A 23093-nucleotide genomic window follows, 5' to 3' on the forward strand; every position below is an offset into this window, starting at 1 on the left:
ATTTATTTAAACTGCTAAAATTTCTTTTTCTTTATCTGCTTGAATATTATCAATATTTTTAATTGATGCATTCGTCACATCTTGAGCTTGTTTTTCTAAATCTCGTAAATCATCTTCGGTTAAATCACCATTTTTTTCTGATTTTTTCAAGGCATCAACTGCATCACGTCTGATATTACGAATAATAACTTTAGCATTTTCTGCTTCAGCTTTAACGTCTTTAGCTAATTCCTTACGACGTTCTTCTGTTAATTGAGGAATAACTAATCGAATTGCTGATCCATCATTCGAAGGGCTAATTCCTAAATCAGCAACTAATAAACCATGTTCAATATCCTTCAAAGCACTTTTATCAAATGGCGTAATTAAAAGTACGCGAGCTTCTGGTACTGAAATTTGTGCAACTTGATTAAGTGGCGTTGGTGCACCATAATAATCTACTGTCACATTATTCAATAAACTAGCATTAGCTCGACCAGCCCGAATATTACCAAGATTTTTTTGAAGTGAAACCTCTGCTTTTGACATTTTATCTTGAGCATCAACTAATATAGGTTCTGTTATTTTCATTTATTTTCCCCTAACGGTTGTTCCGATGGTTTCACCGAGAACAACTTTTTTTATATTTCCTGGTTCGTTCAAATTAAATACGACTAACGGAATATCATTATCCATCGATAATGTACTTGCAGTTGTATCCATAACTTGTAAGTTTTTATTAATTATATCTAAATGTGTTAATTCTTCATATTTTGTTGCTGAGTCATCCTTTTGAGGATCAGCAGAATAGACACCATCTACGCCATTTTTTGCCATCAATATAACATCAGCATTAATTTCTGCAGCTCTTAACGCTGAAGTTGTATCTGTTGAGAAATATGGTGAACCCGTACCCGCAGCAAAAATAACAACGCGACCTTTTTCAAGATGACGAACAGCTTTACGGCGAATATAGGGTTCTGCAATTTGGCGCATTTCAATAGCTGTTTGAACTCGAGTTGGGACACCTACAGACTCAAGATTATCTTGCAATGCTAGTGCATTCATAACTGTTCCTAGCATCCCTATATAATCTGCCTGCGCACGTTCCATACCCATTGCGGCTCCAGCTTCACCACGCCACATATTACCACCACCAACAACGATAGCGACTTCAACACCCATTTCTTGAATTTCTTTTAATTCTTCAGCAACTTTTCTAATTACAGGTGGATTAATACCAAATCCTTGTTCTCCGGCTAATGCTTCACCGCTTAACTTCAACATAACGCGTCGATACTTAACATCTGACATCCAATGTTCCTCCTACAATCTATTTACAATTATTTTACCATATTTTAGGTATAATTAATAATTCAATTTATATCAAAATAAATTTATTAAAAAAAGTTTGTGCTTAAAGCACAAACTTTTGGATTGTAGAAAATTATTTAATTTGGCCCATAACTTCGTCTACAAAATTATTTTCTTTCTTTTCAAGACCTTCTCCAACTTCATAACGGATAAATAATTTAACTTTTCCACCCTTAGAAGCAACATACTTAGCAACTGTCATGTCAGGATCTTTAACAAAATCTTGATCATCTAAGCTAATATCAGCTAGATATTTATTTAAACGACCCTCAACCATTTTTTCAATGATATTTGCTGGTTTGCCTTCATTAGCAGCTTCTTTAGAAAGTACTTCTTTTTCATGTGCCAATTCATCAGCAGGTACTTGTTCACGAGATACATACTTAGGATTAATTGCAGCAACATGCATAGCAACATCTTTAGCAGTTGATTCATCAGCATCTGTAACGACAACAAGTGTTGAAATTGAGCCACCCATATGTGAGTATGATCCAAAACTTTCATTATCAGTTTTTTCTACTAATTCAAAACGACGTAATGAAATTTTTTCACCAATTACTTGTGTTGCTTCAATTAAATCATCATTAATTGTGCCACGGTCTGTTTTAATTGTAAGTGCTTCTTCAACATCTTTAGGATGTGCTTCAGCAATTTTAGTAGCAATCAATTTAACAAGTGTTTTGAATTGTTCGTTTTGAGCAACGAAATCAGTTTCTGCGTTAACTTCAACAATAGCTGCAAAGTTACCAGAGAATTGAACATCAGATAGACCTTCAGCAGCAACACGGTCACTTTTTTTAGCAGCCTTTGCCATACCTTTTTCGCGGAGGAAATCGATTGCTTTTTGCATATCACCGTCAACTTCAACGAGTGCTTTTTTTGCGTCCATCATACCGACACCAGTTGTATCACGTAATTCTTTAACTTGAGAAGCAGAAATTTTTGCCATTTGAATGGCCTCCTTGTTTAAATAATTTAATTGATTTTATATCTAAAAAAACTGCCTCAAAAGAAAGGGCCATTACAGTACCTAATTTTGAGACAGCCTAATTTATTTACTATTCAGCAGTTTTTTTATCATTTCCGCCTTCAACAGCTTCAACGATATCTTCGATTGAATCTACTTTTTCGTCAGCCTTTTTGAAAGAAGCTTCATTCACTTCTTCTTTACCTTGATTAGTTTCAATAATAGCATCAGCCATTTTTGCAGTAATCAAACGTACAGCACGAATTGCATCATCATTTGAAGGGATTTTTACATCAATTTCATCTGGATCACTATTTGTATCAACCATAGCGATGATAGGAATATTCAATTTTTGAGCTTCCTTAACAGCGATACGTTCTTTACGAGGATCAACAATGAATAATACATCAGGGATGCGAGGCATATCTTCAATACCACCCAAGAATTTTTCAAGACGATCTCTACGTTTAATTAATAAAGAAACTTCTTTTTTAGGAAGAAGATCAAATGTGCCATCTTCTGACATTTTTTTGATTTCTTTAAGACGTTTGATACGTTTTTGAATTGTGTTCCAGTTAGTTAAAGTTCCACCTAACCAACGATGGTTAACAAAGTATTGTCCAGCACGAGTTGCTTCTTCTTCAATAGCATCTTGTGCTTGTTTCTTTGTACCAACAAAAAGAACAACACCATCATCTTCAGCAGCTTTTTTCATTGATGCATAAGCAGCATCAACTAATTTAACTGTTTTTTGTAAATCAATGATATAAATACCATTTCTTTCAGTAAAGATGTATGGTTTCATCTTTGGGTTCCAGCGACGTGTTTGATGTCCAAAATGAACACCGGCTTCGAGCAATTGTTTCATACTAATAACAGCCATAATGTAGTGCCTCCGAGTAAAAGTTTTATTTTCCTCCCAAGTGTTCAACTGTGCTAAGACTCTCCCGAGCACCCTCAGTCACATCCCACAAGGTGTGAATTGATGTTTTAACATCGTCTTTAAGTATACAAAATCTAAAATTAGAACACAAGTCTTATTTTTAATTATTTAACTTCTGTTTCCACAACGCCTGTTGTTAAAAATTGATAAGCACTATTCAAAGCAATTTCAACCATATTTTTAACTGCAGTTTCAGTATAGAATGCAATATGAGGTGTTAAAATAACATTTACCATATCTAAAAGTTCATTAAATAATGGATCTTCAATAGATGAGTCCGTTAAATCATGATTAAATATTGGATTTTCGAATTCATACGTATCTAAAGCTGCTCCACCAACTTGTCCTGATTTTAATGCGTCAATTAAATCTTCAGTATTAATTAACGTTCCACGGGCTGTATTTACAATCAGAACTCCGTGTTTCATTTTTTCAAATGAATCTCGATTAAGCATGTGTTCATTCTCTTTTGTAGCTGGCGTATGTAATGTAATAACGTCTGCTTGTTCGAACAACTCATCTAATGTATCAACATAAATACCACTCTTTTTTAATTCAGCATTTGGATAGACATCGTATGCAATAACTTTTGCACCGAATCCTTTGTAAATGTCCATTGCAACCCGGCCAATACGTCCAGTTCCAATAACACCCACGGTTAAGCTTCTCAACTCGCGTGAAATATTTGGAGCCCAACGATAGTCTTGATTTTTAATTTTTAAATTAAATTCTGGTGTTCTTCTTAAGAGTTGCATCAATTGTGTCACAGAAAATTCAGCAATCGCGTTAGGTGAATACGCTGGGACATTTGTCACCGTCACACCGTATTTTTTAGCTGCAACTAAATCAATATTATCAACCCCGACATTTCTAACAGAAAGAATCTTAATATTCATCTCTTTCATTTTAGAAAATAATGTTTCGTTATAAGGGATTGTTTGCAATGCAATAATACCATCAAATCCATCCGCTTGCTGTATCGTTTCATTCGTTAATAAATCTTGAGTAATTTCAACATCAACTTGATTGTCATCAGACCATTGATTACCAAATCCAACTTCATCTTTTCTCATACCGAACGCAATTAGTTTCATAATACAAAATCCTCCATTTTCTGACTAATTTTATTTAAATTTAACTTCTTTATCAGAATGTCCTGTTTCTATTAAGTCTTTACTTGCATTCAAAGCATCTATAACCATATTCCTGACAGCAGGCTCTGTATAGAACGCTGTGTGTGGGGTAATTAACACATTCTCACGTTGCAATAAGTTTTTAAAAGTACCATTTACTTGTGATTCTGTTAATTCTTTATTGAAATAATCAGTCTCATTTTCAAGTGTATCTAATGCGGCACCGGCTACTTTCCCTGAATCTAGCGCTCTTATCAGTGCATCGGTGTCAATCAATGTTCCTCTGGCCATATTCAAAATATGCACACCATTTTGCATTTTACTAAATGCTTCGTCATCTAATAAATGATAATTATCTTCAGTAGCAGGGCTATGAATTGTGATAACTGTTGATTTTGCATATAGCTCATCTAATGTATCAACATAGATTCCTTCTTCTTTCAAAGCAGGATTTTGATAAATATCATATCCAATAATTTTTGCACCAAATGCTTTAAAAATTTTAATGGCTGTTTGCCCAATTCTTCCTGTACCAATCACACCAACTGTTTGTGTGCGGATTTCTTTAGAGATATCGGGTTCCCAAGTGAAATCGTTATTCTTCATTTTACGATTAAATTGTGGTGTTTTTCTAAATAACTCCAACAATTTAGCTACAGATAGCTCCGCAACAGCACTTGGAGAATAAGATGGCACATTCGTCACAATCAATCCATACTTATTAACTGCATCCCCATCAACGTTATCCACACCAGTATTACGAATCGATAAATAATTAATATTTAAATCATGAATTTTTTTAATTAATTCAGGTGTATAGTCCTTTTGTTGGTAGGCAACGATAGCGTCATAATTTTCTGCTAATTGAACTGTTTTTTCGTCTAATAATTCATTAACAGTTTTTATTTTAATTTGATTATCTTTTTCCCATTCTTGGACATACAATAATTCATCTTCTCGGATACCATACGCAATGATTTTCATAATGTTATACCTCTTTATTTTAAAATTTATACTTTCATTATATCATTTGAAATCTTTTTATACATTATTTCAGATTTCAACTGATTGCTTTTTTAAATAAGCAATTTTTTTATCTCTTGATTGGTGTTTGAAAGCATATTCTTTCTTTAATGCTTCAGATTTCGTTTCAAATGATTCCTGCAAAATCATTTTCAAAGGCCGTCTACTAGCTAATTTTGTGTACTTTGCACCTTTCCCTGCATTATGCGTTGCAAGTCTTTTTTCGGGATCCGTTGTAAATCCGCCGTATAGTGTATTATCAGCGCACAGTAATACATAGAAATAATATTTTTTTTCATCTTCCATAAACAATCTCCTGAACCATTTGTGTGTACTCATCATCGTTACCATAAACAACAATAGGAGGCATAATCCTAATTCCTGCTGCATTGCCATCCTTAATTGCTTCAATTAGGACCATGTTAGCCTCTTTTCCCTCTTTTGGATGAACAAATTGGATTTTTTTAGGCGCCAACCGATGATTAACCATTTTACTTAGAATTTCAGGCAATCGATCAGGACGGTGTACGAAAAAAGTTTTCCCCTTCATTTTCAATAAACCGCTAGTAATTTCTAGAATACTATCTAAATTAGTTGTAATTTCATGTCGTGCAATTGCTAAATACTTGTTAGGATTCTGAGAAGATTGTGGCGTATTTGGAAAATAAGGTGGATTACACAATACGGTATCAATTGAGTCTTTTTCTAGATAATCAAACGTGTTGATTAAATCTGTTTGCTTAACTTGTACTTGATTTTCCAAGTGATTCAATTCAATACTTCTATTTGCCATATCAGCTAATTTTTCTTGAAGTTCAATCTGATAAATTTGACCCTTTGTTTTTTGACTAACAAATAACCCGACTGCACCATTGCCCGCACATAAATCAACTATTTTAGTTGATTCTTTTCTTGAAACATCTGCAAAATGGGCTAATAAAACAGCATCCAGTGAAAAAGAAAAAACATCTGAACTCTGAATGATTTTAATTTGATTTGAGTATAATTGGTCAATACGTTCATTGTTATTAAGTGAAACCATTTTTCATTACCCATTTTCTATAATTTTTTTTAAACTTGCAACTTTTAATTTAATTAGTCATACTTACCATACAAAGTTTAAAATTTGAAAGGATTGTTGCCACATGTTTTATTCATTTGCACGAGGTATTGTACGAGTACTTTTATTCTTAATCAATGGGAATGCCCACTATATTAATAAAGAAAAACTACCTGAAGGATCGTATATTTTAGTAGGTCCACACCGAACTTGGTTTGACCCCCTTTACTTTGCCTTAGCTGGTAGTCCTAAAAAGTTTTCATTTATGGCAAAAAAAGAACTATTTGTAAATCCAATTTTACGCTATATCTTAATTCATGCCAATGCTTTTCCAGTTGATCGAGAAAATCCAGGTCCATCAACAATTAAAACGCCAGTTAAATTTTTAAAAAAAGGCGAATTATCATTAATTATGTTTCCCTCAGGTACCCGACATTCCGAGGAATTAAAAGGTGGTTCACTCTTAATTGCTCGAATGGCACAGGTACCCCTAGTTCCAGCAGTCTATCAAGGTCCATTAACCTTAAAGCAACTTTTCAGTAGAAAAAGAGTAACCGTTTCATTCGGTGATCCAATCTATTTAGACAAAAAAACAAAATTGACTGATGAGGTCCAAACAGAAATGGACACCCAATTAATGGCTGCATTTCAAAAATTAGATACTGAAATTAATCCCAATTTTAAATATGTTGATCCCCATAAAAGTAAAAATAATAATTAAATTCCAAAAAAAATACTGGTAGGAAATCATATTGATTTTCTACCAGTATTTTTATTTAAAATTAAACTTAATCATCTGATATATTTTGTAAACTATACATGTCAGCGTATTTACCATTTAATTTTAGTAATTCTTCATGTGTTCCTCGTTCAACAATTTGACCCTTATCCAACACTAGAATTTGGTTAGCGTCAACAATAGTTGACAGTCTGTGTGCGATAACAAGCGTCGTTCTATTTTGTCTCATTTGTTTTAACCCATCTTGTATAAGTTGTTCCGTCTCCGTATCAATATTAGCTGTAGCTTCATCCAATATTAAAATTTTGGGATTAGTTACAATCGTTCTCGCAAATGAAATCAATTGCTTTTCACCAGCGGAGTATGTTGCCCCTCGTTCAACAACTTTCGTTTGATACTGCCGAGGTAATTTATCAATAAATTGATCAGCATGAACAAATTTAGCAGCTTTTTCAATTTGTTCATCAGTAATATCTTGATTAAACATTCTAATATTTGAAGCAACATTACCATAAAATAAAAATGAATCTTGTAATACAAGCCCCATTTTTTTACGTAACTCTTCTGTCGAATATTTTTTAATATCTAAACCATCAATTAAAATTTGCCCTTCTTCAAAATCATAAAATCTCATCAAAATATTGATGGTTGAACTTTTACCACTACCCGTGTGTCCAACGAAAGCAAGTGTTTCACCAGGTTGTACCGTAAATGATATATTCTTTAAAACAGCATTCTCATCATCATAAGAAAAAGTAACATTTTTGAATTCAATTTTACCTTCAGTAATTGTGGCTCCTGCCACGGGTGTTTGTTGTGGTTCTATTGTTTGGTCATCAAGAACACTAATGATTCGGCTACCTGCAACGATTCCATCTTGGAAAGTTGTCAAATAATCCATTAAGTTTGTCATGGGATTGAAGAAATTTTGTAAATATGTTAGAAATGCATATACCATTCCTGCTTCAACAAAATGATCTAAACTGCTAATTCCAAATAACCCAAGTGTCATTACTACAGCCAATGCATAAAATAAACTAATAATTGGTGAAAGTAACAATGAATTAGTTCGAATCATTTCAAATCTTTTTTTCAAATAAAGTTCATTAGTGTCCTCAAATTCGCCTTCAATCCGTTTTTCTTGGCGAAATTGTTGAATCACATTTATTCCAACGATAGATTCATTTAATTTAGTATTTAATCGACTCAAATATTCTCTCATTTGTCGATAAACCTTTGAACTAAACCGTTGGTAATACCATGTTGTTATTAGTAAAATTGGTATAAAAATCAACGTTACCAATGCAATCTGTGGCTTGGCAATATACATTGCTACAAAAGCAGAGATAAGTGAAAATACACCAACGATTAATGTCATAAATAGCGTCCAAAAATCTGCTAATGTCATCGTATCATTAGTAACCCTAGAAACAACAGCTCCAGCCGGTGTCTTATCAAAGTAACGCATCCCTAACGTGTGAATTTTTTTAAAAAGAATGACACGTATTTTTTCTAATGTTTTTTCTGCACCCATTGAGTACAAATACATTTGAATGAATTGAGTAATTGCTTTTAAAATTACACCGATAAAGTAAAGACCCGCAAATAAAAACATAATATTTAGTGGTGTTGATTTCGATTGAAGATAGTTATCCATATAATACTGTAAAAGAAGAGGTAGTAATATATTAATTCCACTTAATATGGCCGCAAATAAAATTGCGATTAAAAAATCGGCTTTAAAATCTTTTGTATAGGGCAACAATCTTTTAATAACTGTTCTTTGTTCTTTACCGCTCAGTTCTTTTTGCCAGCTAGATTTAGGCTTTTCACTCATTAATTTCATCTCCCTCTAACTTGCTTTCAAGTTGTTGTTTAGTTGTCATTTGATAGTACCAACCTTTTGATGTCATTAACGTATCATGCTGTCCTCGCTCAATAATTGTTCCACCATCAATTACGATAATTTCATCTGCATCTTTTACACTACTCATACGGCTTGCAGAAATAATAGTTGTTTTATTTTGACGTTTCTCTTTTAATCTAGTTAAAATAATAGATTCCGTTCTGGCATCAACTGCCGAAAGAGCATCATCCAAAATTAATAGCTCTGGATTAATTACAAGGGCACGAGCGATAGCTAAACGTTGCTTTTGGCCACCAGAGAGGGATATTCCTTGTTCTCCAACCTCTGTTTCATATTTTAGTGGTAATTCAGTGATATCACTATCCAAATCAGCATTAAATGCAGCCATTTCAACCTTTTCTTTTGTTAAATTCATATTAGCAAAACGTATATTATTTAAAATAGTTGTTGAAAATAAAAAGCTTTCCTGAGGAACGTAACCAATTGACTTCAGATACGTATCTAAGGCATACTCTTTAATATTTGAATTATTAACTGAAATCATTCCGTTGTATGCATCAAATTCACGAAGTATCAATTTCATAATCGTTGATTTGCCAGCACCCGTTTTTCCAACAATGCCAAGAGTTTGACCAGAACCAATTTCAAATTTAACATTATGCAAGCTTTCCCGATCATCATCTGGATAATTAAAATGCTGGACATCAAATTTAAAAGATCCCACCGGTAATTTATCTAACCCCTTTTCATTATCTACAATGCCACTTTTTTGATTTAATAATATTTGAACACGATCATAACTAGCATTTCCACGTTCAATAACATTAAATAATCGACCAATAGCAAACATCGGCCAAACAAGTAACGCAATATAACTTATAAATGAAATCAGTTGTCCAATTGAAATAACGTTGTTAGCCACATAGTATCCACCTAAAATGATAGTGCAAACATATGACAATCCAATAATTAAACTTGTTATTGGATCAAACAATGCATCCAATAAATTAACTTTTCTATTAATCTTGATAGTTTCTTCAACTTTTCCTTCAAAATCTTCAATATCTTCTTGTTCTTGTCCAAGAGTCTTAATCACTTTAATTCCGCTGACACTCTCTTGCGTTTTATTATTCAACGTTGAAAACGCTGCTTGAGATGTAGAGAAAGCAGTGTGTATTTTAGTTCCTAAATATCTAGCCATAACCGCCAATAAAGGTAACGGAATAATTGCTAAGATTGTTAAACGCCAATCTATTAAAAATATCATTGCAATTATAGTTGTCCCACCCGTGATAATTGAATCAGCAAAAGTTAGTATACCTGCACCAGCAACCTGCTGAATAGCTGTTAAATCATTCGTTGCATGTGCCATCAAATCGCCTGTTCTATTTTGCTGAAAAAAAGATTGATCCATTTGCATAAAATGTTTAAATAATCGAGTACGTAAAATTTTTTCAAGGCGAGCAGCGCTACCCCAAATATTGGTTCTCCAGATATATCTAAACAGATATTGCCCTAATGCAACAAAAACTAAGATACTAATCCAAATTGCTAACTTACTCACTGTTAGTTCATTTTCACTCATACTATCAACGATATTTCCAATAATTTTAGGTGGAATAATTTGGAAGATTGCCACTAAAATCAGAAAGAATACTGCGATTCCATACGATTTTTTTTCTTGTTTAAAAAACCATCCAAGTTTTCTAAATATAGTCATTCTAACTCCTCCTTTTTATAAAAAAAAACAAGCAAAGGAAATCCTTGCCTGTTCATAAAATATTAAATTATTTTTTTTGCGAACTATTTTTTGCTTGTGCATTCATAGATGACATCATCTGATGTAATTTCTTTTCAGAAGGTTTTTGGCCCATTTGGACCATCATCATTCTTAACATATCTTCATTGATTGGTGGGTTCTTTTGTAAATATGTTTCCATATACTTACGAGCACCGAAAAATCCTCCGACAAGTCCAACTGCTAACGCAATAACGGCGATTAAAATCGTCATTCCCATTGACATAATTCAAGACCCCTTTCAATTCACTTCAATCACTAATTCTACACAATTTTCACATAAAAGAAAAGGTAAATCTATTCAAATTGGGAACTATTTTCTTAGTTATCTCGTAAACCTTTATCACGTTGAACTTTTTTTACTTTGTCAGGTGTTACTTCTTTACCTGTTTTATCATAAACCTGCATCATTTCAACTCGACTTCTAAAACTTTCTCTAAATAATGCAAGATACGTTTCACGAAGTTCTTTTCTTTCAGCTTCTTCAGCCTTTGTTAAACCTTCATCAGTTTTACTTTTTGCAGCTAATTCATTTATTCTTGGTGCTAAATCTTCTGGGATCATTTATTATCACTCCTTAAAATTTCACTCATAAGCATACCTGATAATATGATAAAAAACAATTATTCAAATTAACCGAACGTTTGTTTGCAACAACTACTTTCATATGCTACTATTAAAATAATAAATAATGATGATGAGGTGTACTAAATGACAAAAGCATCTGACAGCAAACAACTTGCAGTCTTGCGCTTTATTCATGAACGAGTGGACACGAAGGGTTATCCACCAACTGTTAGAGAAATTGGCGAAGCTGTTTCTCTATCATCTACTTCCACTGTTCATGGACACATTGCTCGACTTGAAAAAAAAGGATTACTAACTAAAGATCCCACCAAACCTAGGGCAATTGAACTTACACCACTTGGATTAGATGCGATTGGCGTTAATAGTCATGAAAATTTAATTCCAATGGTCGGGACCGTTACTGCTGGTGTACCCATTTTGGCTGTTGAACAGGTAACTGATTATTTCCCCCTCCCACCTGACTTTAATTCCTCAGATGATTTATTCATGTTAACAATTCGCGGAGAAAGCATGATTAATATTGGGATATTAAATGAAGATCAAGTTATTGTCAGAAAACAGTCAACTGCTGAAAATGGTGAAATTGTTATTGCAATGAATGAATTTGATGAGGCAACCTGTAAAAGATTTTTCAAAGAAGAAAATCATTTTCGTCTCCAACCCGAAAATGATTCAATGGAACCAATTATTTTAGATTCTGTCTCTATTTTAGGCAAAGTCATTGGACTCTATCGTCATTTTTAATGAACAAAGCAGAAAAAGCTACTAAATTAGTCAGACTAATCTAGTAGCTTTTTCTATTGAATAGAATATTGCCTTTGCATATTTTTGCTGCCTATTAAAATATATTTAGATTTATCATTACTGTAATCTAAATAAATATCTGCTCCATCATTTTTTAAATGATTTTGATACATATTCTCGTATAATTCAATAGAAACTTGAACACGTTCTTCTAAATTAATTTTCGGTAATTGACTCTTGAAATTATCTGTTAATGTACCAGAAAAGAATTCTCCAACTGCCCCTGAACCATAGCTATACATCCCTATTCTATCACCGGCCTCTAAATCATTACTATTTTCAAGTAAAGATATAAAGCTTAAATATAGTGAGCCAGTATATAAATTTCCAACCTGATTATTATACTTTTTAGCTGCCTCAAATTCTCGTTCTAATTCAATTTTTTTGCTATCTGTCGCTTCATTAAGGACTTCTCTTAAACCTTTAACACCAAGTTTTGTATATGGCAAATGATATAAAATAGCCTTAAAATCAGCAACAGTTAATCCTGTTTTATTTTTATACTCATTCCATGTTTGATTAAAAAAATCTAAATATACGTTCTGAGAAGTTTTACCGTCTACAAGTGCTTCGCTGTGATTTAATGGGCGCCAAAAATCCATAACATTTTCCGTTACAAATCCACTATCTGCATCTAATAAAAGTATTTTTGGGTTTTTCGTAATAATCATTGCGACAGCGCCGCCACCTTGTGTAGGTTCACCCGCAGTATTTAGACCATATCTAGCAATATCAGCACCAATGACTAAAACCTGACTATTTGGATTAAGCGACACATGTCCTTTTGCCAATTGAATAGCGGCCGTTGCTCCATAGCAAGCTTGCTTAATTTCGATTGATCTCACGTGTTTTAAGCCTAAAAGACCTGAAACGTAGGCTCCTGCCGACTTTGAATTATCAATACCGGATTCTGTTGCAAAAATAACAAAGTCAATTTTGTCTCTATTTTCGTTATCTATTAATAGATCTGCAGCATTTGCACCCATCGTCACCACGTCCTGTGTCGGCGGTATAACAGCCATTTTTGATTGGCCAATTCCAATTAAATATTTATTAGGATCTACATTTCTGACATTAGCTAATTCTGACATATCAACGTACTGATTCGATGTAAAAAAATTAATTCGATCAATTCCAATTTTCATTAATCTTCCAGCTTCCATTTATTATATTGTTTTTATTGTACTTGATGTCTCATTTGATGGCAAGATTTGGTATCACTGGTTTAAAAAGGTATCATTATTCAGTTTCAAATACTAAACCTAAATACTTTTATTACTACCCTAGAAATATCTTTATCAATAAACTATCACACTCGGCGAACAGATAAAATTTGGCAACGATTACAAGACTCATTGGTCGTATTGCACTTAATTGCACTTAATTGCACTTAATTCCCCTTGAATACTAATTATAGAATCACTTTATGTATTCTCTTGTAATTGTCCAGTTAGACGTATAAAATTTAACCATATATTTATACGAAAAAGGGGATTAATATGATTGCACAAACATTTTATTTAATTGTTTTAATTATTTGGGTGTCTATGATTGGGTTAACTATTTGGGATAAAGGTTTGACTAATTTTTTTAAATATATATTCACCCCTACAAAAATACCAAGACAAAATAGATTTAAACACCCTTTTTTGTCGTTTTTAGTTATTCAAGAAAAAGAACAAAAATTTTATTTTTATGCAGTAAGTTTTTTAATAGGTACAATTTTTGGTCTAATGTTTTTCCCCAGGTTCTTAATTTTAAGACTACTAACATTTAGCATTGCTTCATTACTGTTTTGTTATAGTTTTTTTTCATACCTAAAATTATTCCCTAAAAAAACAAAACTCTGGCAAATTGAATCGTATTTATTATTACTTATTACTACATTCATTTTTTATCTAATTAATTATATGAATTTGATTACACCACTAATGGAAACAACAGTTATTTTTACATTTATATTAGGTATTATTATCATTACCTTTAGTTCATTCTATTTATTAAAATTACTTTCATACATTGTTCAAAATAATTTTGCACATACTGTACAGGTTATTGCTGAATTTGCATTAAATATTTTCTATGAAGGTTTGCTTGTTGGAACTTCTTTAATAGGCGTTTTAGGAGGTGAATCAAAAGTTACCGAATTTGTCTCTAAGTTACCCAGTGTCCATGTTGTTGATCACTTAGTAGCTATTTCATATTATGGCTTGAGTGATTTTTTTGGAGACCCCATAAATTCTATTCAAAATGTTCAGTCATATCCAACAATAATTTTATATATTCATCTGCTAAGCTTATTATTTGGCGCAAGCTACACGTGGATATTTCTTGCTAACTTAATAAGCATTGATAATAATTAAATGAGTTTTGCAATTATATTAAAAAGTTGATATACTAAACAAAGTTATTTTGGAGAGTTGGCAGAGTGGTAATGCACCGGACTCGAAATCCGGCGAACGCTGTAATGGCGCGCGCAGGTTCAAATCCTGTACTCTCCTTTTTATATCATATTAAACCAAAATAAAAAAACACAAACGCCAGTTTAAAGGCATTTGTGTTTTTTATTTTGTATAAAAAGAGACTATAAAGCATTAAAACATCATATGACTTTGCACATATTTCGCACATTTTTATATACCTAACATTAAAAAAGCTTTAAGTGACTTTCTGAATTATAAAAAATCAGTATTATACCTGTATCTTGGACCCAAACTGATGTATATATAATTAATATTTCGCAAACAACCGTCTGTTCTTGGTAAAAGGAAGATAATATTCAAAAGCTCGTAGCTTAATTTAAAAATAAAAAGCTCTAGTATTGGACGAAAATCCAATACTAGAGCCTCATTTTATAAAATTATACAACAATAGCTATCATAAAGCTGTAATCATGAATTTAATAGTTCATTAAACTGAATATATCATAGTCTTTTATTTTTTGACGGCCCTTTAAATCATCTAATTCAATAAAAAAGGCAGTCCCTACAACAATACCACCTAATTGTTCAACTAATTCTATCGTCGCTGCAATCGTACCACCAGTTGCTAATAAATCATCTGTTACTAAAACCCTCTGTCCAGGTTGTACCGCATCCTTATGCATATATAGTGCAGATTCTCCGTACTCCAATGCATACTTGGCCTCAACGGTTTCTCGAGGTAACTTACCTTTTTTTCTAGCTGGTGCAAATCCTACACCTAGATCATAGGCCACTGGACATCCAACAATAAACCCTCTAGCTTCAGGGCCAACAATCATCTCAACATTTTTACTCTTGGCATATTCTACAATTTTATTTGTTGCTTCGCGGTATGCTGCTCCGTCTGCCATTAAGGGTGATATATCTCGAAAAACAACACCTTTTTCTGGGTAATCAGGAATTGCAGCAATATACTTTGTTAAATCTAATACCATTAATAAACGCTCCTTTAATCTTCTGTATTCAATTGTTCAAGTATCCACTTTTTAAGATCATTCTCTTTAGAGTAGACTAACTTATCTTCAGCTAATATTCGATTATTTCTTAGCTTATATTCAGAAGTATTTTTAATGTCCATTTTATTTGTTGTACTTTTTCCAGTCATTAATCCATCTTTTATTTTAACAAATTCCAACTCTAAAAACACCTTAATCATGAATATTAATAAATTTTTCTTTATTTTTAAAAAATCAGATAAGACGATTAGTTGATTATTAATATCAACATCTTTATGACTCATCACAAATTTATATAACTTTGCATACTGTTCTCTGGATGGCATACCATCTAAATAGGCACTGTTAGTCTTTAAAAATACTGCAATTATTTTCTGACTATCCGATAAACGTAATATTGTAGACATTTGTTCCAACGAGCTTGGGCAATCTACAAATATAATTGTTCTTTGATTATCAAAATCTGATACACTTTTTAGTTGATCAGCCTGCTTAAATATCTGTTTGTCTGATGAAAATTGTTTTACTTGGTCATAATTTTTTTTATTCCAGAATATAAACAAGCCTTCATTTTGAAATAAACTTTTATTCACGTGGTCAGTTCTTTCATCAATAATTACAAGCCCTTCAAATTTAATGTCCTGTACCATTAACTGTAAATTTGTTTTATTCATCCATACATTTTTTTCAATTTCACCGATTAATTTGATCTCATCTAAAGTATTCTTGAAATCATCAACATACTTTGCATTTGAAAATGAAATTCCACTAATTTTTTCTTTCTCACCAACAACTTCAAATTTTAAGTGAGTTCCTGTTTTACCAATAGCCTTAACATTTTGTATTGATTTATATTTAATTTCAAAAATCGGTTTTTCATTGTCTGTACCAAATGGTTTTAATTTTTCAATATCCTTATAAAAATCCAAAGTCAATTGATCTACATTTAGCTTTGCTACAACCACTTTGGCTGGCTTAACGTTCAATTGAATTCCTTGAGATACTGCTTCATTTTCCAAGTCTAATCTAAATCTTTCTAAGTTTTGAATGGGAAATGTTAATCCCACGGCCATATGATGTCCACCAAAATGAGATGTTAATTCTCTATGTTCATTAATTGCGTTATACAAATGAAATGTATCAATACTTCGACCGGATCCTTTTAAATAGCCCTTCTCTGTATCTTGGTTTAAAATAATTGTCGGTTTACCAGTTACTTCAACAACACGACTAGCAACGATACCTAATACACCTTCGTGCCAATTTTCACCTGTTATTACCAGTGTTTTCTTGTACTGATTATACTCTGCTGTAGCCTGTTTCAATGCTAGTTCTAATATATCTGCTACAATTTTTTGACGGCGTACATTTTCAGATTGAACAAAGTTTGCTATTTCCTGTGCTCGTTCATCGTCTAGACTAGTTAACAGTTCAACACCAATATTTGCATCACCTAATCGCCCAATTGCATTTAAACGCGGCGCAATACCAAAACCAATATCTTTTTCATCTACTGTTTCCTGTTTTACATTCGCAACTTCCATTAATGCAATCAATCCTGGCCGGAACGTTTGTTGTAAAACCTTCAGACCGAAACTTACAAGTGAACGATTTTCATCTGTCAGTGATACCAAATCTGCTACTGTACCGATTACCACTAAATCTAGTAATTCTTCTGAAATATCACCTGTTAATGCACTCGCAACTTTAAATGCCACACCAGCACCTGAAAGTTCTCCAAACGGATATTTTCCTTCAGGATGTCGAGGATGAATTATTGCATAAGCCTTTGGTAAAACATCTGGTAATTCATGATGATCGGTTACGATAACATCTATACCTTGAGATTGAGCAAATTCTATTGCTTCATTCCCTGATACACCATTATCAACAGTAATAATCAAATTAGTACCATTGTCTATTATTCTTTTATAAGCATCTACATTAGGTCCGTAACCATCTATAAATCGGTTAGGTATATAAGTTTCCACATCTGCGCCCATATCACTAAGTGTCTCAAACATGATTGAGGTACTCGTTAACCCATCAGCATCATAATCACCATAAACCGTTATTTTTTGATTTTTAACTATTGCTTGTTGAATTCGTTCAATTCCTTTACTCATATCATGCATAAGCATTGGATCGTGAATGTTTTCTGCTCCTACATTTAAAAAATCAGTAATAGCTTTTTCAGATGTAAGTCCGCGGCTCCATAGTAAAGATATCAATGAATGATCTAATTGAATATTTTCAAATATTTCATTAGGTATTTTGTCATTACTTAAATCTAAAAACTTCCAACTATACTTTGATTCAATCATGTTAAACCTCTACTTTACTAACGATTTATATTTTCTGATTTTAACGTTTTAATTTCATTTTGTAGTAATTGAACTTCTTTTCTATTCTGAGTTTTTATTTTATCAATTGAATTTTTCAATGATTCATCAAAATTATTTTTATAGTCATCCAATTGTTGATTTAATTCTTTATTTTCTTTTTTTAATTTTAAAGTTGCACTTGTTGTTAACAGACCTATCAGTAGTGCTCCTGCTAAAATTGAAAATAATAAAATAAGAATCATTGGCATTTTAATTTCTGCAAACCAAAAATTAATTGAAACTTCCTTTACATTTAAAATTGAAAAAATTGCTATTACGATAATAAGTAATAACGCTATGATTGTTCGCCATTGTTTTTTCATATTTTCCCCCACTATTTTTTGTTAAATACTGTACCCGCAAGTAAATCTCCCATTTTAGGGAAAATTGTATATCCCAAATATGCCATTTCCATATAATATGGTAAATTAATTTCGCGTTTATTTGTACTTATGTTTCTTGATATAATCTTTGCAACATGCGCAGGATTTAGCATCATTGATCCAATATTTTTTAAATAGTTGCCCTCTTTATCAGCTATTTTGAAGAAATTAGTATCAATTGGTCCAGGATTAACTGTCATAACTTTAATCCCTAGTGGTTTTAATTCTAATCTCAACGCATTAGAATAACCAAGGACACCATATTTCGTTGCTGAATAAATTGCTGATTTCGGTGTTGCAATTTTCCCAGCAATAGATGCAATATTAATAATAACGCCATATTTTCTATCTGCCATATTTAGCGCAACATTTTGAGTCATGTACATTAGCCCCAAGACGTTTACTCTAAACATTTTTTCAGCAACATCCATATCAAAAGATAACACATTCTCCATCAAACCAAACCCTGCATTATTTATAAGTACTTCAATCGGTCCAATTGAAGATTCAATTTTTTTAACCATTTTTTCAATTTGAATTGGATCAGAAACATCACATTCAATCGCATAAGCCAATCGACCAGATAGACGCTGACAAGCATCTTTAACCTCTGTAAGTTTATCCATTTGTCTAGCGCAAATAACAACAATTGCACCTTTTCTAGCAACCTCATATGCCAGTTCCTTACCTAAACCACTTGAACCACCACTAATTAGAACGATTCTATTACGTAAATCTTTTAACTCTTTATATTGACTAATCATTTACTTTTTCCTTTTGAGAAAACGGCACATTAATTACATCAAAATCTCTAACAACCGTTGTATTTTTAAAGATACTTCTTGCCTCACTCTGTAAAGTAATGGCCATTTTACCAACATATCTTGCGGAAATATGTGTCAATAATAACATTTTCACGTTTGATTTTTTAGCGATTTCTGCAGCCTGAGCACTAGTTGTATGATAATAATTCCTTGCCATTTTTGATTCAGCTTTTTCAAATGTACTCTCATGAACCAGAACATTTGCATTTTCAGCTAATGTATAACTATTTTTTGTTTTTCTTGTATCGCCCAAAATTGTGACAATACGCCCTTTTTTAGTTTCTCCCAAAAAATCATTTCCATTTAATTTTGTGCCGTCTTCTAATTGAACTATTTTACCGGCTTTTAATTCTCCATAAATTGGACCAGACGGAATATTTAATTCTTTAAGTTTATCTATTTGTAATTCGCCTGCATAATCATGTTCCACAATTCGATAACCCACGCTTATAATACGATGATCTAAGTAATCAAAATATACTTTAAAAGTGCTATCTTCAAATATTAATCCAGGTTTATCAAGTTCTACAAATTTAATTGTATATGACAACTTCGTTTCAGAAACTTGTAAACTGGTCTTCACAAAATTTTGAATTCCTTTAGGACCAAAAATAGTTAAAGGTCCATTACCTCCTTGAAATGATCGGCTACTCAAAAGACCTGGCAACCCAAAAATATGATCTCCGTGTAAATGTGTAATGAATATTTTTTCGATTTTCCGAGGTTTTATTGTCGTTTGTAAAATTTGATGTTGTGTTGCTTCACCTACATCAAACAACCAAACACTATTACGTTCATCTAGTAGTTTTAGTGCAATACTGGTTACATTTCTATTTTTTGCAGGTGCTCCTGCTCCTGTACCTAAAAATTCTAATTCCATATTATTAACCTATCCTTACTTATTCATTTGATTTCATTGGTAATGTAACTTCAAAAACGACACCCTTCGGTATCTTATTTCTAACTTCAATTTTACCTTTATGCTCTTCAACGATCCATTTCGCAATTGACAAGCCTAACCCATTACCACCTGTTTTACGATTTCTTGATTTTTCTTCTCTATAAAAGCGTTGGAAGATTATTTTTTTATGTGTATCACTAATATTTTCTCCATCATTAATGACTTGTATCACTAGTTGCTTAGCCGACTCAATAACGATAAACGAAATTTCATTACCCGCTACTGTGTATTTCAATGCATTATCAAGTAAAATGACAATTAATTGATGTATACGGTCTTCGTCTAATTGAATGTACTTACTTGCAATATTTATTTGAAAATAAAATTGTTTATTTTGACTAAGCGCAATATCTGCATAAGGATGAATAATATTCTCAAAGTATTCCTTAGCAAGGACTTTCTTAAAGTTAAACACATTAGCATTAGAATCTGAATTAGCTAACAATAATAGATCTTTTGTTAGATTATTTAATCGTCTAATCTCACTTAATGAAGTTGCAATTGACTCGCTTTCATCGATAATATTTGCATTAGGTTTTGTTAACAAATACTCTAATTTATTTTGTACTATCGTCAATGGTGTTCTAAGCTCATGGGCTGCATTATCGATAAATTCTCTTTGCTTATTCCATGCACTAATCGTTGGTTTAATACTAATAGATGATAAAATAACACTTAAGGCAATCGACAACATTCCAAAAATAAGCAGAGATACAAGTAAAATATTCCTAAAACTAATCAATGAGTTTTGATTAATCTCAATATTTTCAATAATTTGAATATATCGTGCTTTATGCCATTTTTTAACAGCTGAGTCTGGAATTTCCATTAAGTATGACCTAAACGTAGGTCCGTTTTTTTGTTTAATTGTTTTAAATTTGTTTAAATCAGATTTTTTAAATGGTATCTTATTAAAAACGGGGTATCTGGTACCCATTGCATCTTTATTAATTATTTCTCCATTTTGTGACCATAAGATTTGATAGACTTTAAAGTCAGGTGCTTGCTTCAAAAGTGGACTATCATCGATTCTATTTATGGAGACATAATTAGAATCTTTTATTCGTCTAATTTGTTTTTTCATTGATATATCTACATTAACTGTTAAGGTGTCATTAAATGAACTATATACAATTAAACCAAGTGTTACAAAAATAATACTGAAGCTTAAAAGATACATAAAAAATAATTTTATACGCGTATCTCTATTTGCCTTATTTTTCATCAGGTTCAACCAGATAACCAACGTTTCTAATTGTTCGAATCATTTTTTCATGACCAATCTTTTTTAATTTTTTTCTCAGATTACTCATATAAACTTCTACAACCGTAATGCTAGTATCGGACGTAAATCCCCAAACACGGTCAAATATTTGTTCTTTCGTTAAAATAGTATTCTTATCTTCCAGTAAGTATGTTAAAAATTCATACTCTTTACCCTGTAAATTGATAGATTGGCTGCCAGAAATAATTGTTCTGTTATCAGATAAAATCATATCTTGATATTTTAATTCACTATCTATTTCAAATTTCATTGTTCTTTTCAGAAGAGCCTTTATTCTCATTTGTAATTCGTTTAAATTGAATGGCTTAGCTAAATAATCATCCGCCCCTAAATTAAATCCGGTAATTTTATCGTCAACACTATCTTTTGCTGATAAGATTAGCACTGCCGTGTCAATTTTCTTTTCTCGAATTTTTTTTAATACATCAAATCCCGATATTGTAGGAAGCATTAAATCTAAAATAATAATATCATATATATTTTGTGAAGCTTTAAAAAAGCCTTCCTCGCCATCGAACGCTTGCTCTAACGTCATAATTTTTGCTGTTGCTTCAACAATATTATCAGAAATAATTGTATCATCTTCAATAATTAATCCTCTTGGCATTTTTTTTCCTCATTCCTTTCATTTTCATTAAAAAAAATGCATAATAATTATATCTTCTACTAAAGGATGGTTAAATATTATGCGAATGATCGATTTAGAATTAGCCACTATTGATTTAAATAAAAATTTTAATTTATATTACACTACTAATAATCTATTTTACCCTATTTCTAAGGTAATTAGTACATCAGAATATTTTATTTTAATTGTTACTCCCTCTGATAAACCCTTGTTACTTCAAGATTTACTTCACGTATCTGAGTTGAAATCACGTCATAATAAGCTGTTTATCCAAACTATTGATAAAAATTTACATTTAATTTTAGGTTATAAAATAGATCATAATAAACTATTTTTAGCTTAAAACTTAAAATAGATCTGTCTTCATTCTACTCTGATGCTATTATATATATCGCATGGAGTATTAATAAAAAATGCTAACTGCTGTTATACAGTTAGCATTAGTGACATTTGTTAATAGATAAAGTTATTCTACATAATTATCCTGTCTTTATAGTATATCTAAAAAATGGAGGTAAAACAAATGAATATTCTATCTACAACAGTAAGTATCGTTGCCCTATTAATTTCACTGTATACCCTGTACATCGTCCTAAAAAGTAATAGATAAATTAAACGCTAATTTTTAACACAATACATTATTCATACAACTACTGGATTAAGTCATCAATTGTCCTATCTTATTCAAAAAAGGACAATATTAGTTTGTTGAAACAAATTTAAAAAACATTATAGAACATAGCTATTTTAAGGGTGTACACTTTCTGGTGTTGGTGAAATAAAATTCATCAACACCAGTTTTTTATTCTGAAAACAAAAAAAGAGGCCACCATGACCTGTACTAGGCCCTGTCAAGTTGACGGATGAAATAATATAAAATTTAATATGTTTCTAAATGGCTTTATCCCAGTATT

Annotated in this window: 24 protein-coding genes and 1 tRNA gene; 5 read left to right on the forward strand and 20 right to left on the reverse strand. The window is 31.9% G+C overall.

Annotation, left to right across the window (positions count from 1 at the left end):
• Positions 1 to 6 precede the first annotated feature (6 nt).
• The 8 genes from frr to AC1RPT_RS03595 all read right to left on the reverse strand — a co-directional run bounded on the left by frr (position 7) and on the right by AC1RPT_RS03595 (position 6461).
• Positions 7 to 570, reverse strand: coding sequence for a ribosome recycling factor (frr, locus tag AC1RPT_RS03560; RefSeq protein WP_409022446.1), 564 nt, complete (start codon positions 568 to 570; stop codon positions 7 to 9).
• The gene (gene pyrH / locus AC1RPT_RS03565; protein ID WP_481761386.1) at positions 571 to 1293 is read right to left on the reverse strand and encodes a UMP kinase; all 723 of its coding nucleotides are present in this window, start codon (positions 1291 to 1293) and stop codon (positions 571 to 573) included.
• A 133-nt stretch (positions 1294 to 1426) separates the two neighbouring features.
• Positions 1427 to 2302 carry a translation elongation factor Ts gene (tsf, locus tag AC1RPT_RS03570; RefSeq protein ID WP_481761387.1) on the reverse strand — a complete coding sequence of 292 codons (876 nt, stop codon included), beginning with the start codon at positions 2300 to 2302 and terminating at the stop codon, positions 1427 to 1429.
• Positions 2303 to 2411: 109 nt separating this feature from the next.
• Positions 2412 to 3203, reverse strand: coding sequence for a 30S ribosomal protein S2 (rpsB, locus tag AC1RPT_RS03575; protein ID WP_409022443.1), 792 nt, complete (start codon positions 3201 to 3203; stop codon positions 2412 to 2414).
• Between the two features lie 164 nt (positions 3204 to 3367).
• A complete protein-coding gene (locus AC1RPT_RS03580) occupies positions 3368 to 4357 on the reverse strand; it encodes a D-2-hydroxyacid dehydrogenase (RefSeq protein ID WP_481761388.1) in 990 nt (329 codons plus the stop codon).
• A 30-nt stretch (positions 4358 to 4387) separates the two neighbouring features.
• Positions 4388 to 5380 (reverse strand): D-2-hydroxyacid dehydrogenase, encoded by a 993-nt coding sequence (locus tag AC1RPT_RS03585; protein ID WP_481761389.1) that lies wholly within the window; start codon positions 5378 to 5380, stop codon positions 4388 to 4390.
• Between the two features lie 69 nt (positions 5381 to 5449).
• Positions 5450 to 5725, reverse strand: a complete 276-nt coding sequence (locus AC1RPT_RS03590) for a GIY-YIG nuclease family protein (protein WP_409022440.1) — start codon at positions 5723 to 5725, stop codon at positions 5450 to 5452.
• A complete protein-coding gene (locus AC1RPT_RS03595; RefSeq protein ID WP_409022439.1) occupies positions 5715 to 6461 on the reverse strand; it encodes a tRNA1(Val) (adenine(37)-N6)-methyltransferase in 747 nt (248 codons plus the stop codon). Before AC1RPT_RS03595 ends, AC1RPT_RS03590 begins: the two co-directional genes overlap by 11 nt.
• Before the next feature lie 103 nt (positions 6462 to 6564).
• On the opposite strand from AC1RPT_RS03595, the gene AC1RPT_RS03600 reads away from it, so the two are divergent.
• A complete protein-coding gene (locus AC1RPT_RS03600; RefSeq protein WP_409022438.1) occupies positions 6565 to 7200 on the forward strand; it encodes a lysophospholipid acyltransferase family protein in 636 nt (211 codons plus the stop codon).
• Between the two features lie 67 nt (positions 7201 to 7267).
• Here AC1RPT_RS03600 and AC1RPT_RS03605 read toward each other — a convergent pair whose 3' ends face one another.
• From AC1RPT_RS03605 to AC1RPT_RS03620, 4 genes are all read right to left on the reverse strand, one after another.
• Positions 7268 to 9055, reverse strand: a complete 1788-nt coding sequence (locus tag AC1RPT_RS03605) for an ABC transporter ATP-binding protein (protein ID WP_481761390.1) — start codon at positions 9053 to 9055, stop codon at positions 7268 to 7270.
• Complete coding sequence (locus AC1RPT_RS03610; protein WP_481761391.1) at positions 9048 to 10805, reverse strand: ABC transporter ATP-binding protein; 1758 nt, start codon at positions 10803 to 10805, stop codon at positions 9048 to 9050. Before AC1RPT_RS03610 ends, AC1RPT_RS03605 begins: the two co-directional genes overlap by 8 nt.
• Positions 10806 to 10872: 67 nt before the next feature.
• Positions 10873 to 11109, reverse strand: coding sequence for a YneF family protein (locus tag AC1RPT_RS03615; RefSeq protein WP_112249992.1), 237 nt, complete (start codon positions 11107 to 11109; stop codon positions 10873 to 10875).
• Positions 11110 to 11204: 95 nt separating this feature from the next.
• On the reverse strand, positions 11205 to 11447 hold the full coding sequence (locus AC1RPT_RS03620; protein ID WP_409022435.1) for a DUF896 domain-containing protein: 243 nt from the start codon (positions 11445 to 11447) through the stop codon (positions 11205 to 11207).
• 147 nt (positions 11448 to 11594) lie between these two features.
• On the opposite strand from AC1RPT_RS03620, the gene lexA reads away from it, so the two are divergent.
• A complete protein-coding gene (gene lexA / locus AC1RPT_RS03625; protein WP_409022434.1) occupies positions 11595 to 12215 on the forward strand; it encodes a transcriptional repressor LexA in 621 nt (206 codons plus the stop codon).
• A 53-nt stretch (positions 12216 to 12268) separates the two neighbouring features.
• On the opposite strand, the gene AC1RPT_RS03630 is transcribed toward lexA, so the two are convergent.
• On the reverse strand, positions 12269 to 13420 hold the full coding sequence (locus tag AC1RPT_RS03630; RefSeq protein ID WP_481761392.1) for a hydroxymethylglutaryl-CoA synthase: 1152 nt from the start codon (positions 13418 to 13420) through the stop codon (positions 12269 to 12271).
• A 354-nt stretch (positions 13421 to 13774) separates the two neighbouring features.
• Here AC1RPT_RS03630 and AC1RPT_RS03635 point away from each other — a divergent pair, with 354 nt between their 5' ends.
• Positions 13775 to 14638, forward strand: coding sequence for a hypothetical protein (locus tag AC1RPT_RS03635; RefSeq protein ID WP_481761393.1), 864 nt, complete (start codon positions 13775 to 13777; stop codon positions 14636 to 14638).
• Positions 14639 to 14689: 51 nt separating this feature from the next.
• Positions 14690 to 14776 (forward strand) — tRNA-Ser (locus AC1RPT_RS03640).
• A 398-nt stretch (positions 14777 to 15174) separates the two neighbouring features.
• On the opposite strand, the gene AC1RPT_RS03645 is transcribed toward AC1RPT_RS03640, so the two are convergent.
• Genes AC1RPT_RS03645 through AC1RPT_RS03675 form a run of 7 tightly spaced genes read right to left on the reverse strand, consistent with a single transcriptional unit; the run spans position 15175 to position 22158 of the window.
• Positions 15175 to 15693 (reverse strand): adenine phosphoribosyltransferase, encoded by a 519-nt coding sequence (locus AC1RPT_RS03645; RefSeq protein ID WP_481761394.1) that lies wholly within the window; start codon positions 15691 to 15693, stop codon positions 15175 to 15177.
• Positions 15694 to 15707: 14 nt separating this feature from the next.
• Positions 15708 to 18038 carry a single-stranded-DNA-specific exonuclease RecJ gene (recJ, locus tag AC1RPT_RS03650; RefSeq protein ID WP_481761395.1) on the reverse strand — a complete coding sequence of 777 codons (2331 nt, stop codon included), beginning with the start codon at positions 18036 to 18038 and terminating at the stop codon, positions 15708 to 15710.
• A gap of 17 nt (positions 18039 to 18055) precedes the next feature.
• Positions 18056 to 18421, reverse strand: coding sequence for a lipopolysaccharide assembly protein LapA domain-containing protein (locus AC1RPT_RS03655; RefSeq protein WP_481761396.1), 366 nt, complete (start codon positions 18419 to 18421; stop codon positions 18056 to 18058).
• Positions 18422 to 18432: 11 nt separating this feature from the next.
• Positions 18433 to 19242: an SDR family NAD(P)-dependent oxidoreductase gene (locus AC1RPT_RS03660; protein ID WP_409022789.1), complete on the reverse strand. Its 810-nt coding sequence runs from the start codon at positions 19240 to 19242 to the stop codon at positions 18433 to 18435.
• Entirely contained in the window at positions 19238 to 20185 is a 948-nt protein-coding gene (gene rnz / locus AC1RPT_RS03665) for a ribonuclease Z (protein ID WP_481761397.1), read from the reverse strand. The genes AC1RPT_RS03660 and rnz overlap by 5 nt, the downstream gene beginning before the upstream one ends.
• 19 nt (positions 20186 to 20204) lie before the next feature.
• A complete protein-coding gene (locus tag AC1RPT_RS03670) occupies positions 20205 to 21491 on the reverse strand; it encodes a sensor histidine kinase (RefSeq protein WP_481762402.1) in 1287 nt (428 codons plus the stop codon).
• Entirely contained in the window at positions 21481 to 22158 is a 678-nt protein-coding gene (locus AC1RPT_RS03675; protein WP_481762182.1) for a response regulator transcription factor, read from the reverse strand. The genes AC1RPT_RS03670 and AC1RPT_RS03675 overlap by 11 nt, the downstream gene beginning before the upstream one ends.
• Positions 22159 to 22237: 79 nt before the next feature.
• Here AC1RPT_RS03675 and AC1RPT_RS03680 point away from each other — a divergent pair, with 79 nt between their 5' ends.
• Positions 22238 to 22522: a hypothetical protein gene (locus AC1RPT_RS03680; RefSeq protein ID WP_481762401.1), complete on the forward strand. Its 285-nt coding sequence runs from the start codon at positions 22238 to 22240 to the stop codon at positions 22520 to 22522.
• Positions 22523 to 23093: the final 571 nt, after the last annotated feature.

It is taken from the genome of Dellaglioa sp. CoH-56-MRSF-11 (assembly GCF_056782135.1).

Bases quoted from the DNA above. Each gene is read 5' to 3' on its own strand.
- frr (WP_409022446.1), bottom strand. From the start codon at position 570: ATGAAAATAACAGAACCTATATTAGTTGATGCTCAAGATAAAATGTCA.
- recJ (WP_481761395.1), bottom strand. From the start codon at position 18,038: ATGATTGAATCAAAGTATAGTTGGAAGTTTTTAGATTTAAGTAATGAC.
- pyrH (WP_481761386.1), bottom strand. From the start codon at position 1,293: ATGTCAGATGTTAAGTATCGACGCGTTATGTTGAAGTTAAGCGGTGAA.
- lexA (WP_409022434.1), top strand. From the start codon at position 11,595: ATGACAAAAGCATCTGACAGCAAACAACTTGCAGTCTTGCGCTTTATT.
- AC1RPT_RS03610 (WP_481761391.1), bottom strand. From the start codon at position 10,805: ATGACTATATTTAGAAAACTTGGATGGTTTTTTAAACAAGAAAAAAAA.
- AC1RPT_RS03675 (WP_481762182.1), bottom strand. From the start codon at position 22,158: ATGCCAAGAGGATTAATTATTGAAGATGATACAATTATTTCTGATAAT.
- AC1RPT_RS03600 (WP_409022438.1), top strand. From the start codon at position 6,565: ATGTTTTATTCATTTGCACGAGGTATTGTACGAGTACTTTTATTCTTA.
- AC1RPT_RS03635 (WP_481761393.1), top strand. From the start codon at position 13,775: ATGATTGCACAAACATTTTATTTAATTGTTTTAATTATTTGGGTGTCT.
- AC1RPT_RS03620 (WP_409022435.1), bottom strand. From the start codon at position 11,447: ATGATCCCAGAAGATTTAGCACCAAGAATAAATGAATTAGCTGCAAAA.
- rpsB (WP_409022443.1), bottom strand. From the start codon at position 3,203: ATGGCTGTTATTAGTATGAAACAATTGCTCGAAGCCGGTGTTCATTTT.
- rnz (WP_481761397.1), bottom strand. From the start codon at position 20,185: ATGGAATTAGAATTTTTAGGTACAGGAGCAGGAGCACCTGCAAAAAAT.
- tsf (WP_481761387.1), bottom strand. From the start codon at position 2,302: ATGGCAAAAATTTCTGCTTCTCAAGTTAAAGAATTACGTGATACAACT.
- AC1RPT_RS03595 (WP_409022439.1), bottom strand. From the start codon at position 6,461: ATGGTTTCACTTAATAACAATGAACGTATTGACCAATTATACTCAAAT.
- AC1RPT_RS03670 (WP_481762402.1), bottom strand. From the start codon at position 21,491: ATGAAAAATAAGGCAAATAGAGATACGCGTATAAAATTATTTTTTATG.
- AC1RPT_RS03630 (WP_481761392.1), bottom strand. From the start codon at position 13,420: ATGAAAATTGGAATTGATCGAATTAATTTTTTTACATCGAATCAGTAC.
- AC1RPT_RS03580 (WP_481761388.1), bottom strand. From the start codon at position 4,357: ATGAAACTAATTGCGTTCGGTATGAGAAAAGATGAAGTTGGATTTGGT.
- AC1RPT_RS03655 (WP_481761396.1), bottom strand. From the start codon at position 18,421: ATGAAAAAACAATGGCGAACAATCATAGCGTTATTACTTATTATCGTA.
- AC1RPT_RS03590 (WP_409022440.1), bottom strand. From the start codon at position 5,725: ATGGAAGATGAAAAAAAATATTATTTCTATGTATTACTGTGCGCTGAT.
- AC1RPT_RS03585 (WP_481761389.1), bottom strand. From the start codon at position 5,380: ATGAAAATCATTGCGTATGGTATCCGAGAAGATGAATTATTGTATGTC.
- AC1RPT_RS03615 (WP_112249992.1), bottom strand. From the start codon at position 11,109: ATGTCAATGGGAATGACGATTTTAATCGCCGTTATTGCGTTAGCAGTT.
- AC1RPT_RS03605 (WP_481761390.1), bottom strand. From the start codon at position 9,055: ATGAGTGAAAAGCCTAAATCTAGCTGGCAAAAAGAACTGAGCGGTAAA.
- AC1RPT_RS03680 (WP_481762401.1), top strand. From the start codon at position 22,238: ATGCGAATGATCGATTTAGAATTAGCCACTATTGATTTAAATAAAAAT.
- AC1RPT_RS03645 (WP_481761394.1), bottom strand. From the start codon at position 15,693: ATGGTATTAGATTTAACAAAGTATATTGCTGCAATTCCTGATTACCCA.